The 14,683-nt window shown below is 69.6% G+C and carries 13 protein-coding genes; 10 read left to right on the forward strand and 3 right to left on the reverse strand.

Annotation, left to right across the window (positions count from 1 at the left end; genetic code table 11):
• Positions 1–10 precede the first annotated feature (10 nt).
• From GAS53_RS09600 to GAS53_RS09610, 3 genes are all read left to right on the forward strand, one after another.
• Positions 11–919: a COG1470 family protein gene (locus tag GAS53_RS09600; protein ID WP_151477045.1), complete on the forward strand. Its 909-nt coding sequence runs from the start codon at positions 11–13 to the stop codon at positions 917–919.
• Positions 916–2,118 carry a neocarzinostatin apoprotein domain-containing protein gene (locus GAS53_RS09605; protein WP_151477046.1) on the forward strand — a complete coding sequence of 401 codons (1,203 nt, stop codon included), beginning with the start codon at positions 916–918 and terminating at the stop codon, positions 2,116–2,118. Before GAS53_RS09600 ends, GAS53_RS09605 begins: the two co-directional genes overlap by 4 nt.
• 74 nt (positions 2,119–2,192) lie before the next feature.
• Complete coding sequence (locus GAS53_RS09610) at positions 2,193–3,530, forward strand: hypothetical protein (RefSeq protein WP_151477141.1); 1,338 nt, start codon at positions 2,193–2,195, stop codon at positions 3,528–3,530.
• A gap of 82 nt (positions 3,531–3,612) precedes the next feature.
• Here GAS53_RS09610 and GAS53_RS09615 read toward each other — a convergent pair whose 3' ends face one another.
• A complete protein-coding gene (locus tag GAS53_RS09615) occupies positions 3,613–5,109 on the reverse strand; it encodes an oligopeptide:H+ symporter (RefSeq protein WP_151477047.1) in 1,497 nt (498 codons plus the stop codon).
• 503 nt (positions 5,110–5,612) lie between these two features.
• Between GAS53_RS09615 and GAS53_RS09620 the strand changes: the two genes are divergently transcribed.
• Positions 5,613–6,290 carry a response regulator transcription factor gene (locus GAS53_RS09620; protein WP_037677291.1) on the forward strand — a complete coding sequence of 226 codons (678 nt, stop codon included), beginning with the start codon at positions 5,613–5,615 and terminating at the stop codon, positions 6,288–6,290.
• Positions 6,291–6,465: 175 nt separating this feature from the next.
• Positions 6,466–7,740: an ATP-binding protein gene (locus tag GAS53_RS09625; protein WP_151477048.1), complete on the forward strand. Its 1,275-nt coding sequence runs from the start codon at positions 6,466–6,468 to the stop codon at positions 7,738–7,740.
• A gap of 75 nt (positions 7,741–7,815) precedes the next feature.
• On the opposite strand, the gene GAS53_RS09630 is transcribed toward GAS53_RS09625, so the two are convergent.
• A complete protein-coding gene (locus GAS53_RS09630; RefSeq protein WP_151477142.1) occupies positions 7,816–8,376 on the reverse strand; it encodes a GtrA family protein in 561 nt (186 codons plus the stop codon).
• A 142-nt stretch (positions 8,377–8,518) separates the two neighbouring features.
• On the opposite strand from GAS53_RS09630, the gene GAS53_RS09635 reads away from it, so the two are divergent.
• Genes GAS53_RS09635 through GAS53_RS09645 form a run of 3 tightly spaced genes read left to right on the forward strand, consistent with a single transcriptional unit; the run spans position 8,519 to position 11,451 of the window.
• Complete coding sequence (locus GAS53_RS09635; RefSeq protein WP_225858837.1) at positions 8,519–9,730, forward strand: 5-(carboxyamino)imidazole ribonucleotide synthase; 1,212 nt, start codon at positions 8,519–8,521, stop codon at positions 9,728–9,730.
• Positions 9,727–10,266, forward strand: a complete 540-nt coding sequence (purE, locus tag GAS53_RS09640) for a 5-(carboxyamino)imidazole ribonucleotide mutase (protein ID WP_151477050.1) — start codon at positions 9,727–9,729, stop codon at positions 10,264–10,266. Before GAS53_RS09635 ends, purE begins: the two co-directional genes overlap by 4 nt.
• 6 nt (positions 10,267–10,272) lie before the next feature.
• The gene (locus GAS53_RS09645) at positions 10,273–11,451 is read left to right on the forward strand and encodes a dipeptidase (RefSeq protein WP_151477051.1); all 1,179 of its coding nucleotides are present in this window, start codon (positions 10,273–10,275) and stop codon (positions 11,449–11,451) included.
• A gap of 131 nt (positions 11,452–11,582) precedes the next feature.
• Here the strand turns inward: GAS53_RS09645 and GAS53_RS09650 are convergent, their stop codons facing one another.
• Complete coding sequence (locus GAS53_RS09650; protein ID WP_192583043.1) at positions 11,583–12,767, reverse strand: class I SAM-dependent methyltransferase; 1,185 nt, start codon at positions 12,765–12,767, stop codon at positions 11,583–11,585.
• 90 nt (positions 12,768–12,857) lie between these two features.
• Between GAS53_RS09650 and GAS53_RS09655 the strand changes: the two genes are divergently transcribed.
• Complete coding sequence (locus GAS53_RS09655) at positions 12,858–13,886, forward strand: polysaccharide deacetylase family protein (RefSeq protein ID WP_151477053.1); 1,029 nt, start codon at positions 12,858–12,860, stop codon at positions 13,884–13,886.
• Entirely contained in the window at positions 13,883–14,662 is a 780-nt protein-coding gene (locus GAS53_RS09660) for a polysaccharide deacetylase family protein (RefSeq protein WP_192583044.1), read from the forward strand. Before GAS53_RS09655 ends, GAS53_RS09660 begins: the two co-directional genes overlap by 4 nt.
• Positions 14,663–14,683 lie beyond the last annotated feature (21 nt).

A 14,683-nucleotide genomic window follows, 5' to 3' on the forward strand; every position in this document is an offset into this window, starting at 1 on the left:
GGAGCCGCCGATGCCGTTCGCCGTCCGTGCCCTCTGCCTCGCCTCCGTCACTCTGCTGACCGTCGCCCCCACCGCGACGGCCGACGACGGCTGGTCCGTCGTGCCCTCGGCGGTCGGGCAGGACGGCCGCCCGTACTTCTACGCGGAGGGCGCGCCCGGCGCGGTCATGGAGGACACGGTCTCGGTGCTCAACCCGGGCGGAAAGCCGCTCACCGTACGGCTCCGGGGCGCCGATGCCGACAACAGCGAGACCGGCGGACTGTCCGTGCGTGCGCGGGCGAGGGACACCGGTGCGTGGATCACCTTCGCCAGACGGACGGTGAAGATCCCGGCGCGCACGCGTGCGGACGTGCCGTTCACCATGAGCGTCCCGGTGGGCGCCACGCCCGGAGACCACCCCGGCGCGATCGTCGCGGAGGCGGGCGGCCGGTCCAAGGCCGTACGCGTCCATCTGCGGGTCGGCGGCCCGACCCTCTCCGCACTCACCGTCGAACACGTACGGGTCCACGCCGGCCGTATCTCGTACGAGCTGGTCAACCGCGGCACCACCGTGCTGACCCCGAAGCTCGCCGTACGCGCCGAGGGTCTGTTCGGCGAGGTGCTCGACCGCGCCCCGCGCACCCTGCCCGTCGAACTGCTCCCCGGCCGCCGCGTCACGCTCAGCGAACCCTGGCCCGATCCGCCCGCGCTCGACTCGGTCGACGTGAAGCTCACGGTCACGGCGGCGGGCGGGGCGCACGACGAGCAGGGCGCGTCGGCGCGGTTCGTGCCGTGGGGTGCGGTGGCGGGCACGGTCGGCGGGCTCGCGGTGTGTGCGGGCGGCGGCTACTGGTTCGTACGACGTCGTAGGCGGCCGCAGAAGAACGAGGTCGCCGAACAGCCGCGTACGGAAGTCGAGTTGACGGGAGCGGTGACGTGAGCGGCAAAGTGCGGATTCCGGTGCTGGTAGTGGTGCTCGCGCTCGTCCTGTTCCCGCTGGCGGGGGCGGGCGCCTCCGCGGCGGAGAAGGGGAAACAGAAGGTCGAACTGTCCAAGTCCCAGGCGGGGACGGGCGGTTCGATCACCGTGAGCGGGACCGGATGGCGGCCGAACGCCCTCCTCATGATGCTGATCTGCGGCCAGTCCTCGACCGACCGAGGCGTGATCGGCGGGACCAACTCCTGTGCCAACGCGGACGGCAGGGCCGTCACCACCGACGCGAAGGGCACGTTCAGCAAGAAGCTGCCGGTCGCCGAGCCGCCCAAACCGTGCCCCTGCGTGGTGCATGTCGCCACGGTAACCGGGGAGAAGGCGGAGGCCGACGCCCCGTTCCTGGTCGCCGGGCACGAAGTCGAACCGCTGCCGAAGCAGAACACCAGCGGGCGGCTCTCGGTGCTCACCGACACCCGGCTCGACGGGTCGAGCGGCCTGCTGACCTGGTTCGGCGCGCCGCCGTCCCGCAAGCTCGTCTTCACCGTCGGCAACGTCGGCACCACCGCCGTCAAGAATCCCGTCTTCCAAGTCGGCACCTCCCACGGCGTGTTCGCCCCGCAGTGGGAGGAACAGCAGTGGCGCGGCACCATCGGGCCGGGCAAGAAGGCACGCATCACCCTGCCGGTCGAGCTGACGGCCGGTGCGCACGGCGACTACACGGTCTCGCTGAAGTTCGGCGGCAAGGTGCTCGCCGAGCAGCCGTGGGGCGTGGGGCGCCCGTGGGGCGTGACGCTCTTCTGGATCCTGGTGGGTGTCGTCGTACCGGCCGCACTGTTCCGGATCGGGATGGCCGTGGTGGACCGGGTGCGGCCGCGGAGGTCCTCCGGACGCGGCGGGAGCTTCGGCGCCGGCCGTGCCGGGCGCCCGGGGCGTCCCGGCCGCGGCGCGCACGGCGTGCGGCGTGGGGGACTGCGGCTGCCCGAAGTCACCGTAAAGCTACCGAAGTTGAGCCTTCCGTCGGCGCTCACGCCATCGAACGCCACAGCCGATGCCGAAGCCGATGCCGACCGCGGCACCCCTGCTCGTACGACTCCGACCCTGCCCTGGTTCACCCCCGACAGCGATCCGGGGGCACCCGAGGCCGATCAGCTCTCCGCACCGCACGAGAACAGTCCGACGACCCCCACCAGGAAGGGAAACACGTGAGTACGCAACGGAGAGTCCGGCCGGGAGCCCGACCGAGAGGCGGCCGGAGAGCGAGCGCGGCCGGGGTCGCGATGATGTTCGGCGGTGCGGGAGTCCTGCTGGGCGTGGCCGCGGCGCCGGCCCAGGCCGCCGAGGTGTCGTACGCGACCGAGTGCGTACCGCCCGCGATCTCCGGACTGCCGCCGGTCCAGGGCACCACGAAGGTGGAGATCAGCGCGCCCGCCGAGGCGAAGGTCGGGGACGAGGTGGAGATCACCTGGAAGTTCGTCCAGGCCGCCTCCAAGAACCCCGACGTCCTCGACCTGGAGAAGGACACGGTCAAGCCGACCGGGACGCTGAAGGCGGGCGGCGCGCAGAGCGGGAACATCGCGATGGAGGGGCCGCGGGAGAACCCCGCCATCCCGAAGAACAGCGCCATGAAGCTGTCCGACATGAAGGGCAAGCTGAAACTCACGGCCGCGGGTGATGTGTCGCTGACTCCTGACGCGTACAACATCAACGTCAGCAAGCCGGTGTCGACGGACACGAAGTGCACGCCGAAGGAGACGGTGAAGTCGGCGGCGACGATCAAGGTGAGCGAGGCCGGGGGTGGCCCCGGCGGGACCACGGGCGGTCTGCCGACGTTGCCCACCGGTGTGCCGACGGGCCTGCCGACGGGGTCGGCGTCCGCCACGCCGAGTGCCAGTGCGAGTGAGACCGGCACGTCCGGTGGCAGTGCCGCCGGGGGATCGGACACGGGCGGGTCGAGCACGGGTGGATCGGGAGGCCAGACCGACTTCACCGGTGAGGAAGTCGAGATCCCCTACGCATGCAAGACGCCGATCGGGGACAAGAACGCGACCTCTCCCGTGCAGATCAACGCCAAGAAGGACGGCGGGAGTTACGGCCTCACCGTCCAGTTCAAGGGGTCCGTGATGGACAGCCCCGCCGACATTCCGGCGGACTCGGTCAAGCCGTCGATGGAGGTCGCCCTGGGCGGTGCCGACAAGGGCACGGTCCATGTCGAAGGGCCGACGAACTCCAAGCCGATCAAGAGCGGGGATCCGATGGTGATTCCCGATCTGACGGGTACGTACAAGCCGGGGGCGGACGGGAAGTCGACGCTTTCGCCCGGTGTGCTGACGGTGAAGGCGCTCGGCACGACCACGACGTGTACGCCGACCAAGTCCGCGGTGTCGCTGACGCTGGACACGTCGGCGCAGGAGGGTGGCGCGGCGGGTGGCTCCGCCGGTGGAGCAGGTTCTGGTTCCGGTACGTCGGGCAGTGGCGGGTCCGGTGGTGGGCTCGCTGACACGGGGGCCGACGACAGTGGTGTGCTGCGGGCGCTCGGGCTTGTTGCCGGGACCGCGATTCTGCTGGGTGGGGCCGTGTTCACCTTTATGCCGCGGCGTCACGCTTCGCGTAGGACGTAGGACGCCGTAGGGGAGCATCGCGGGGAACTGCGGGCCGGCTGTGGCTGGTCGCGCAGTTCCCCGCGCCCCTGAAGGGGCGCCCTCAGTGGACGTCGCCCATCAGTGACTTGACCTTGTTGCGGTACATGTAGACCGCCACGCCGGCGATCACGGCGAGTGTGGCCTCCACGGCGACGATGCTCATCTTGTTGAGGTCGACGCCCGCGATGGAGAGGAGGCCGGTCGTGGCGTCGCCGGCGGTGACGGCGAGGAACCAGACGCCCATCATCTGAGAGGCGTACTTCGCGGGAGCCATCTTCGTGGTGACGGAGAGGCCGACCGGGGAGAGCGTCAGCTCACCGACGGTCTGCACGAAGTAGATCGCGACCAGCCACATCGCCGCCGCCTTGTGACCGCCGTCGACGATCGACAGCGGGGCGAGGAAGAGGAAGAAGGACGCGCCGACCAGGACCAGGCCCGACGAGAACTTCACGATCGTGCTCGGCTCCTTGCCGCGCTTGTTCAGCGCCAGCCAGAACCAGGCGAAGACCGGGGCCAGCGCCATGATCAGCACCGGGTTCACCGACTGGTACCAGGAGACCGGGAACGTCCAGCCGAGGACGCTGTTGTCGGCCGAGCTGTCGGCGAAGATCGACAGGGTCGAACCGCCCTGGTCGTAGATCATCCAGAAGACGGCCGCGGCGACGAAGAACCAGATGTACGCGGACATCTTCGACTGCTCGGCGCCGTCCAGGTCCTTGTCGCGCTTGATGCGCGCCAGCACCATGACCGGGATGATCACGCCGAGGAGGGTCAGCGGGACCAGGATCCAGTTCAGGGTGTAGTGGCCGGAGAAGCCGACGATCGCGTAGAAGACCACGGCGATGCCCGCCCAGATCGCGGCCTTGCGCAGCGTCGAGGCCTTCTCCGCGGCGGACAGCGGCGTCGGTACGACACTGGAGCGCGTGTCGAGATGACGGCTGCCGATCAGGAACTGGCCGAGGCCGAGCGCCATGCCGAGCGCGGCGAGCGCGAAGCCCAGGTGCCAGTTGACGTTCTCGCCGACCGTGCCGATGATCAGCGGCGCGGCGAACGCGCCGAGGTTGATGCCCATGTAGAAGACCGTGAAGCCACCGTCGCGGCGCGGGTCGTCCGGGCCGTCGTAGAGGTGGCCGACCATCGTCGAGATGTTGGCCTTCAGCAGACCGGAACCGATCGCGACCAGGCCGAGGCCCGCGTAGAAGGTGCCCGACGAGGGCAGGGCCAGCGTCAGGTGGCCGAGCATGATCACCGCGCCGGCGACGGCGACGGTCTTGCGGGGACCCCAGACCCGGTCGCCGAACCAGCCGCCGGGCAGGGCGAGCAGGTAGACGAGCGAGACGTACACGGAGTAGATCGCGGTCGCGGTGGCCGCGTTGAGGTGGAGGCCGCCCGGTGCCACCAGGTAGAGCGGGAGGAGGGCGCGCATGCCGTAGTAGGAGAAGCGCTCCCACATCTCGGTCATGAAAAGTGTGGCCAGTCCGCGGGGGTGGCCGAAGAAGGTCTTCTCGGTGCCGGGGGTGCCCGGGGAGACCGAGTCCTTCGTCAGGCTGGACGCCATGGTCGTTCCTTGCTGGTCGGGACGCGCTTCGCTGGGGGAGAGTGCGCGCCCGTGGGGGGAGGCGGCCGGCACCGGCGGAACGGCCGTCCGCCCCACGCCCACGGGGAGTCCGCTCCGGGTCTCGGAGCGGTGGACGGCGACCACCGGGATCCACGCCCCGCACGCGTCCTCGCGCTCGGGGCCCGGCCACAGGTCATTCCTTTCAAGGCCGGCGAGTGCCGGCCCGCACACAAAAGAGACCTTCAGCGTCACGTCGCAGCCAAAGGTCCCTGCGTGGTGCTACAGGCGTCCGGTCACCATAAGGCCACACCGCATGTCAATGCGGCATATGGCACGACTTGAGAGATGGATCACAGGTATGGATGGAACTATGCACCTGAATCGAAGGTCGTTCATAGATTTTCATCCCTGAGTCACAGGGTCGCATGGTCGGAGATGTGAGTGCGGACCACAGGTGTCGATCACCCTCACTGCACTGGTCCGCAGCGGACTACCATCACTTCATGACCCGAGTACTGCTCGCCGAGGACGACGCGTCCATCTCGGAGCCCCTGGCCCGCGCCCTGCGCCGGGAGGGGTACGAGGTTGAGGTACGCGAGGACGGACCCACCGCGCTCGACGCGGGTATCCAGGGCGGCATCGATCTGGTCGTGCTCGACCTCGGGCTGCCCGGGATGGACGGTCTGGAGGTGGCCCGGCGGCTGCGCGCCGAAGGCCACACCATCCCGATCCTCATCCTGACCGCGCGTGCCGACGAGGTGGACACCGTCGTCGGCCTGGACGCGGGCGCCGACGACTACGTCACCAAGCCGTTCCGCCTCGCCGAGCTGCTGGCCCGCGTCCGGGCCCTGCTGCGGCGCGGCGCCGCCGAACCGCAGCAGCCGCCCGCCACACACGGGGTGCGCATCGACGTCGAGTCGCACCGCGCGTGGATGGGTGACGAGGAGCTCCAGCTCACGGCCAAGGAGTTCGACCTGCTGCGGGTCCTTGTCCGGGATGCCGGGCGGGTCGTCACGCGCGACCAGCTGATGCGCGAGGTCTGGGACACCACGTGGTGGTCGTCCACCAAGACGCTCGACATGCATATCTCCTGGCTGCGCAAGAAGTTGGGCGACGATGCGGCCAACCCTCGGTATATCGCGACGGTACGAGGTGTGGGTTTCCGCTTCGAGAAGAGCTAGGCAGTTGGCGCCGGGCTGCGCGTCATCGCCGTTGTGCCTTGTGACGGGTGTGCGGCTGCCGCTCCGTTGTGGCTGGTCGCGCAGTTCCCCGCGCCCCTTACGGGGCGGGGCGCCCCGAACCCGGTAGCACCGTGCGCGGGGCACACTGGTCGTATTCATCTGCCCGGAGGGCCCCGTGCGTCGCCGTCTCATCAACTCCACGCTGGCCGTCGTGCTGGTCGTGATCGCCGTGTTCGGTGTCTCGCTCGTCATCGTGGAGACCCGCACGATCAGCAACAGTGCCCAGGAGCGGGTGGAGCTGGAGGCGGCGCGGCTGGCCAGCATCGTGGACAGCCGGCTCCTCGGTTCGGGCACCGTCGACGCGGAGGTACTCGAGGACCAGGTCACGCAGGACCGCTACGCCGTGATCCGGATCCCGGGGGAGCGGGCCATCGAGGTCGGCGTCAAGCCCACCGGTGACGTCATCCGCGGCGAGGCCGAGGGCGAGGAGGGCGAGACCGTCATCGTCCAGGAGCCCCGCTCGTCGGTGACCCGCGAGGTCGGCCGCACGCTGCTGATCATCGGGCTGGTGGCGCTGCTCGCGGTGATCGCCGCCGTGCTCCTCGCGGTGCGCCAGGCCAACCGGCTCGCCTCCCCGCTGACCGACCTCGCCGAGACCGCCGAGCGGCTCGGCTCGGGGGATCCGCGGCCGCGCCACAAGCGGTACGGCGTCCCGGAGCTGGACCGGGTCGCGGACGTCCTGGACAGCTCCGCCGAGCGCATCGCCCGGATGCTGACGGCCGAGCGCCGCCTGGCGGCCGACGCCTCGCACCAGCTGCGTACGCCGCTGACCGCCCTGTCCATGCGGCTGGAGGAGATCACCCTCACCGACGACCCGGACACGGTGAAGGAGGAGGCGACCATCGCGCTGGGCCAGGTCGAGCGGCTCACGGATGTGGTCGAACGGCTCCTGACGAACTCCCGCGACCCGCGCACCGGCTCCGCCGTCACCTTCGATCTCGACGAGGTCATCAAGCAGCAGCTCGCGGAGTGGCGCCCGGCCTACCGCAACGCGGGCCGCGCGATCGTCACCTCGGGCAAGCACCACCTCCGGGCCGTCGGGACGCCCGGAGCCGTGGCCCAGGTCCTTGCCGCGCTGATCGAGAACTCCCTGATGCACGGCGGTGGCACGGTCGCCCTGCGCACCCGCGTCACGGGCAACCAGGCTGTGATCGAAGTCACCGACGAGGGTCCCGGTGTTCCGGCCGATCTGGGCGCCCGTATCTTCGAGCGGGCCATCAGCGGCCGCAACTCCACGGGCATCGGCCTCGCCGTGGCCCGCGACCTCGCGGAGGCCGACGGGGGCCGCCTCGAGATGCTCCAGGCCCAGCCCCCGGTCTTCGGCCTGTTCCTGTCGCGTACGCCGCTGAAGCGGCCGCAGACGGGAGAGGAACCGGAGACGGTCAGATAGTCGGGGCCGGGCAGGGCGGATCAGGTAGCCGGGTGCAGGGCGGAACGGGTGGCCGGGTGCAGGGCGGAACAGCGCTCAGCGCACGCGCTGGAACTGCCGGGTCGGGCGGTCCTCCTGCAGGTACGCCCGCGGCTGCTCCAGGAACGATTCCGCACTGGCCACGGCCTCACGGGCGGGCAGTGAGCGAAAAACCCAGGTGCGGTACGACCAGAAGCGGAAGAGGGTCGCGATACCGATGCCGACGAACTTGAAGACGTTGCTGGCCAGCGGGCTGTCGAGCCCCAGGCCGTAGGTGGCGGCGTAGAGGAAGCCGTTCTCGATGACGAGGCCGATCGCGCTGAACAGCGCGAACAGCATCAGTTCCTTGGTGCGGCCGCTCTTGTCGCGATCGCGGTACGTGAAGTACCGGAAACCGATGTAGTTCGACACGATCGCGACCACCGTGGCGATCACACTGGCGCGCACGACCTGCAGATCCGTGGTACTGCGCACCAGGTTGAACGCGACCAGGTTGACGAGCAGACCGGCCCCACCGACCGCGCCGAACTTGGCGACTTCCTTGGTCAGCCGGTCGATTCGCTGGCGTACGGCGCTGGGCGGTCTGGCATGAGCCCTGCGTTTACCACCTTTGCCCATGGTGTCGCCCAGCCCCCGTCTCGTCGGATACGTCATTTTCGTCAACCTTCGTCGACTCAGCCATGCTAACCAGCGGCTCCCTTCGGCGCCTGTGTTGGCCTACAAGATGTGGCCGGGATGTGATGAACATGCGGAACTTTCGATGATCATGCGTGCGACGGAGGCTGCCCTGTATGGCCGATACCCTGGGGGTGTGACGTTCCCGGTAGTCGGCATGGTCGGCGGGGGGCAGCTCGCTCGTATGACACACGAGGCGGGCATCCCGCTCGGCATCAAGTTCAAGCTCCTCAGTGACACCCCCCAGGATTCCGCGGCGCAGGTGGTCAGCGATGTCGTCATCGGCGACTACCGCGACCTCGACACGCTGCGTGCCTTCGCGCGGGGCTGCGACGTGATCACCTTCGATCACGAACACGTACCCACCGAGCATCTGCGGGCACTGGAGGCGGACGGCATTCCCGTACGCCCCGGGTCCGACGCGCTCGTCCACGCCCAGGACAAGGGCGTGATGCGCGCGAAGCTCGACGAGATCGGCGTGCCGTGCCCGCGGCACCGGATCGTGAGCGATCCGAAGGACGTGGCCGCGTTCGCGGCGGAAGGGCTCCCTGAGGGAGCCGAGGGGGACGGCTTCCCGGTCGTCCTCAAGACCGTCCGCGGCGGCTACGACGGCAAGGGCGTGTGGGTCGTACGGTCCGTGGCGGACGCCGAGGACCCCTTCCGCGCCGGAGTCCCGGTCCTCGCCGAGGAGAAGGTCGACTTCGTACGGGAGCTGGCCGCCGACGTCGTACGGTCGCCGCACGGCCAGGCCGTCGCGTACCCCGTCGTCGAGTCCCAGCAGGTCGACGGCGTCTGCGACACGGTGATCGCGCCCGCGCCCGGTATCTCCGACGTGCTCGCGCTCCAGGCCGAGGAACTGGCCCTGCGCATCGCGAAGGAACTCGGCGTCGTCGGCCACCTCGCCGTCGAGCTCTTCGAGACCCGCGACGGCCGGATTCTGGTGAACGAGCTGGCGATGCGCCCGCACAATTCCGGCCACTGGACCCAGGACGGTGCGATCACCTCCCAGTTCGCCAACCACGTCCGCGCGGTCCTGGACCTGCCGCTGGGCGACCCGCGCCCGCGCGCGAAGTGGACGGTCATGGTGAACGTCCTGGGGGGCGACTACCCCGACATGTACTCCGCGTACCTGCACTGCATGGCCCGCGACCCGCAGCTCAAGATCCACATGTATGGAAAGGACGTGAAGCCCGGCCGCAAGGTGGGCCACGTCAACACCTACGGCGACGACCTGGAAGACGTCCTTGAGCGTGCCCGTCACGCAGCCGGTTACCTGAGAGGCACGATCACCGAATGAGCACGTCCGCAGAGCCGCCCGTCGTCGGCATCGTCATGGGCTCGGACTCCGACTGGCCCGTCATGGAACTGGCGGCGCAGGCCCTCGATGAGTTCGAGATCGCGTACGAGGTCGATGTGGTCTCCGCGCACCGGATGCCGCGCGAGATGATCGCGTACGGCGAGGAGGCGGCCGAGCGCGGCCTCAAGGTGATCATCGCGGGCGCGGGCGGGGCGGCCCATCTGCCGGGCATGCTCGCCTCGGTCAGCCCGCTGCCCGTGATCGGAGTCCCGGTCCCGCTGAAGTACCTCGACGGCATGGACTCGCTGCTGTCGATCGTCCAGATGCCGGCGGGTGTCCCGGTCGCCACGGTCTCGGTCGGCGGCGCGCGCAACGCGGGCCTGCTGGCCGCCCGCATCCTCGCCACCCAGGACGAGGAACTCCTCGGCCGGATGCGCGAGTTCCAGCAGGAACTCAACGACCAGGCCACCGAGAAGGGCAAGCGCCTGCGCACCAAGGTCGAGGGCGCGGGCAACGGCTTCGGCTTCGGGAAGTGACGCGTCATGCCGTCTCTCGATGAGGCCCGTGCCCTTCTCGCCGAATTCCCGGTCGTCGACGGGCACAACGATCTCCCCTGGGCGCTGCGCGAGCAGGTCCGCTACGACTTCGACGCCCGCGACATCGCCACCGACCAGAGCGCCCACCTGCACACGGACCTGGCACGGCTGCGCGCGGGCGGCGTCGGCGCGCAGTTCTGGTCGGTGTACGTGCGCTCGGACCTGCCCGGCGCGGTGACGGCGACGCTCGAACAGATCGACTGCGTACGGCAGTTGATCGCGCGGTATCCGGCAGATCTGCGCGCCGCCCTGACGGCCGCCGACATGGAGACGGCGCGCGGCGAAGGCCGTGTCGCGTCGTTGATGGGTGCCGAGGGCGGCCACTCGATCGACAACTCCCTCGCCGCACTGCGGGGGTTGTACGGGCTCGGCGTCCGCTACATGACCCTCACCCACAACGACAACATCGCGTGGGCGGACTCGGCGACGGACGAGCCGGCCGTCGGCGGCCTGTCGCCCTTCGGCCACGAGGTCGTACGCGAGATGAACCGTCTGGGCATGCTGGTGGACCTCTCCCATGTGGCCGCCTCGACGATGCGGGACGCGCTGGACACGTCCGTCTCGCCGGTGATCTTCTCCCACTCCTCCTCGCGCGCGATCTGCGACCATCCGCGCAACATCCCGGACGACGTGCTGGAGCGTCTGCCGTCGAACGGCGGCGTGGCGATGGTGACCTTCGTCCCGAAGTTCGTCCTCCAGGCCGCCGTCGACTGGACGGCCGCCGCCGACGAGAACATGCGCGAGCACGGCTTCCACCACCTCGACACGACCGCCGAGGCGATGAAGCTCCACCGCGTCTTCGAGGAGTCCAACCCCCGCCCTGTGGCGGTCGTTTCGACGGTCGCCGACCACCTCGACCACATGCGCGAGGTGGCGGGCGTGGACCACATCGGCATCGGCGGCGACTACGACGGCACGGCGTTCACACCGGACGGCCTCAGCGACGTCTCCGGCTACCCGAACCTGATCGCCGAGCTCCTGGACCGTGGTTGGTCGAGGGCGGACATCGCCAAGCTGACCTGGCAGAACGCGGTACGGGTGCTGGGCGCGGCAGAGGACGTGGCACGCGACGAGCAGTCCCGCAGAGGCCCGTCGAACGCGACGCTGGAGCAACTGGACGGCTAGTTTCCGTCCAGACTCTCCCGAGGGGTTCCGTATCCAGGGGCGCGGGGAACTGCGCAGTCTTTTAGGGGCGCGGGGAACTGCGCGACCAGCCACGACGGGGCCCGCAGCCGACGGACAACCCGAGGCTGTCGTCAGGCCCGGCGCCCCACGAGCATCGTCGGGGCGCCCCGCACCCGCGTCAGGAACACGGTCGCGGAATTCGGCCCCTGCGGTTTGACCTTGCGCCGCAACTCCTCCGGCTCGACGGCCGAGCCTCGCTTCTTGACAGTGAGGACGCCGACCTCGCGCTGCCGCAGCAGGGCCTTCAACTTCTTTACGTTGAAGGGAAGTTGGTCGGTGATCTCGTAAGCGGTGGCGTACGGAGTGGACTTGAGCGAATCCGCGGTGATGTAGGCGATCGTTTCGTCGATCAACCCTCCGCCGTCCATTTCCTCGGCGACCTCCGCGACGAGATGGGCGCGGATGACGGCCCCGTCGGGTTCGTACAAGTACCGTCCCAGCGGCCGGACTTGAGGGTCGGGCAACCCACGCCCGAGGAGGGCGCGCGGCCCGGGCAGCAGGGTCGCGCGGACGAGCCCCGGCGCTCGCGTGCCGAACCACAGCACGGCCTCCTTCACGTCCCCGGAGTCCGAGATCCACTCGGCCTCGGCCTCGGCGGGGACGGCCTCGTGCGGGATGCCGGGCGCGATCTTCAGCGCGGCGACGGGCGCTTTGAGCGCGGCTTGGACCGCCCACGACAGAGGCGGCGAGTACGCCTCGGGATCGAAGATCCTCCCCCGGCCGCCGCGTCGGCCCGGATCCACGAAGACGGCGTCGTACGCGGACGTGTCCACCTCGGTGACATCCGTCTCGCGCACCTCGATCAAGTCGGCGAGCCCGAGCGCGTCGGCGTTGGCCCGGGCGACCGCGCAGGTCAGCGGGTCACGGTCGACGGCGAGCACGCGGATCCCGGCGCGCGCGAGCGCGATCGCGTCACCTCCGATGCCGCAGCACAGGTCGGCGGCGGAACGCACGCCGAGCTCCTGGAATCGCCCGGCCCGGTACGCGGCGACGGTCGCCCGGGTCGCCTGCTCCACCCCGTTCGTCGTGAAGAACATCCGCTCCGCGTCGGCCGCACCGAACTTCACGACGGCCCGCTGCCGAAGCCGTGCCTGCGTGAGCGCCGCGGAGACTAGTTCAGCGGGGTGCTCACGCCGCAGCCGGGTCGCGACGGCCAGCTCCTGGGCTGGTTCGGTACCGCGCACCTCGTCGAGCAGGCCGCGGCCGCGGTCGGTGAGCAGGGCGGCGAAGGAGGCAAGCCGATCGAGGTCGTTCACCGCCCCATTGTGGGCCAGTCGGTGGACGGCATGCGCGGCACGGCGGTGTCGAGGGTGCGTAAGGGGTGTGACCTGTGAGGATCCGGTTCTATGCGACTTGTGCGACAAAATGACAGTAATGATGTGACAAAGGGTGGCGGGAGCGCCCCGTCAGGGGCGCGGGGCGTGACATTGTGCGGCTCCGCCGCGTGGGCGCGCTCAGCCCCCATCGACCCGCAGGTCGCAAACCGGCCATTCCGCAGAGCGCAAAGCGCTCTCGCGCTACTGACCGTCACTGCACTAACCGTCGGCTGCGCAGGAGAATCCGACGACACCAACGTCAAGCCGGCCGCAGGCCAACAACTCCTCAAGGCCCCACCCGCCCAAGCCCTGGACGAATACGCCACCAAACTCCGCCAGAAGCACAGCGCACGCGTCACCGCGGTGAAGCGCTGGGGCCTGCCCGAGCTCCCGCTGTCCGCACCCCCGCCCCCCAAGAAGAAGCCACACATCAAGACCCGCAAAGGCTTCGAGGTGGACGACCACGAGGGTCTGCCGCCGGTCTTCACGACCATCCCCACCAAGGACAAGGTCGTCTTCCTCACCATCGACGACGGCGCCGAGAAGGACCCGGCGTTCCTGCGGATGATGAGCGAGTTGAAGATCCCGTACACCGCCTTCCTCAGCGACTACCTGGTCAAGAAGGACTACGGCTACTTCAAGAAGATGCAGGACAGAGGCGTCGTCCTGAACAACCACACCCTCCACCACCGCTACATGCCCCGCCTCTCGTACGCCGCGCAGAAGCGCGAGATCTGCGGCATGCAGCACGTGATCGAGAAGAGGTACGGCAAACGCCCGACCCTCTTCCGCCCGCCCTTCGGCAACTACAACGAGGACACCCTGCGCGCCGCCAAGGCCTGCGGCATCAAGGCGGTCCCGCTGTGGAACGAGGAGGTGTTCGCCGACCGCTGGGACTACCGGGAGTGGGACCGCGACCTGCACCCCGGTGACATCGTTCTCAGCCACTTCCGAGGCAAGGAGCACTGGAAGGGCACGATGCCCGACATGGTCCGCCGCTTCATGAAGCTGGTCACGGACAGGGGGTACGCGGTGGCGCGTCTCGAGGACTACCTGTGAGGAAGTGGGGGGTCGCCACGCTGCTCACAGGGTTCCTCGCCGGGGCGGTCGGCCTCACCGGCTGTGCCCAGTCCGTCGACCCCATCGAACGGCTCGGCAACAAGGGGGCGCAGAAGGTACGCCCGCACGGTCCCACCATGGACACGTACCGCCGCTGGGGCCTGACCGCCCCGCTCGCCCCGGCTCCGAGCCGACCCGCCCGGCGGCCCGCCGTACGCGACGCGGGCCCGGGCCTGCCGCCCGTCGTGGACCGTGTCCGGACCCGCGACAAGGTGGTCTTCCTGACCTTCGACGACGGCGCTGAGAAGGACCCGCGGTTCGTCGACATGGTCCGTGAACTGCGGCTGCCGGTCAGCATGTTCCTCACGGACAGTGTCGTCGGACCGGGGTACGCCCACTTCGGGCGGCTGCGCGCGGTCGGCGCGAGCGTGCAGAACCACACGCTCGACCACCCGTACCTGCCGGGCCTCCCGTACGCGGGCCAGCGCGCCGAGATCTGCGGCCAGCAGGAGAAACTCAGGCAGCGCTTCGGCATCCGCCCCCGCCTCTTCCGCCCGCCCTACGGCGACTACAACACCGACACCCTGCGGGCGGCCGCCGACTGCGGGATCGCCGCGATCGTCCTGTGGCGCGACCAGGACCGCCTCCGTCCGGGCGACATCCTCCACTTCCCCGAGGGCGAGGACGGCACCACCCTCACGGAGGCGACGACCAGAGTCCTGAACCGCATCCAGAGACAGGGCTTCACGGTGGCGCGCCTGGAGGACTACCTGTAGCCAAGCAGCCCGTCCGGGGGC

Origin of the sequence: Streptomyces albicerus, from assembly GCF_008905045.1 — a bacterium.
GTDB classification, from domain to species: domain Bacteria; phylum Actinomycetota; class Actinomycetes; order Streptomycetales; family Streptomycetaceae; genus Streptomyces; species Streptomyces albicerus.

Coding starts and splice junctions, on each gene's coding strand:
- GAS53_RS09600 (WP_151477045.1), top strand. CDS start 11: ATGCCGTTCGCCGTCCGTGCCCTCTGCCTCGCCTCCGTCACTCTGCTG.
- GAS53_RS09610 (WP_151477141.1), top strand. CDS start 2,193: ATGTTCGGCGGTGCGGGAGTCCTGCTGGGCGTGGCCGCGGCGCCGGCC.
- GAS53_RS09615 (WP_151477047.1), bottom strand. CDS start 5,109: ATGGCGTCCAGCCTGACGAAGGACTCGGTCTCCCCGGGCACCCCCGGC.
- GAS53_RS09620 (WP_037677291.1), top strand. CDS start 5,613: ATGACCCGAGTACTGCTCGCCGAGGACGACGCGTCCATCTCGGAGCCC.
- GAS53_RS09630 (WP_151477142.1), bottom strand. CDS start 8,376: ATGGGCAAAGGTGGTAAACGCAGGGCTCATGCCAGACCGCCCAGCGCC.
- GAS53_RS09635 (WP_225858837.1), top strand. CDS start 8,519: ATGATCATGCGTGCGACGGAGGCTGCCCTGTATGGCCGATACCCTGGG.
- purE (WP_151477050.1), top strand. CDS start 9,727: ATGAGCACGTCCGCAGAGCCGCCCGTCGTCGGCATCGTCATGGGCTCG.
- GAS53_RS09645 (WP_151477051.1), top strand. CDS start 10,273: ATGCCGTCTCTCGATGAGGCCCGTGCCCTTCTCGCCGAATTCCCGGTC.
- GAS53_RS09655 (WP_151477053.1), top strand. CDS start 12,858: ATGCGACTTGTGCGACAAAATGACAGTAATGATGTGACAAAGGGTGGC.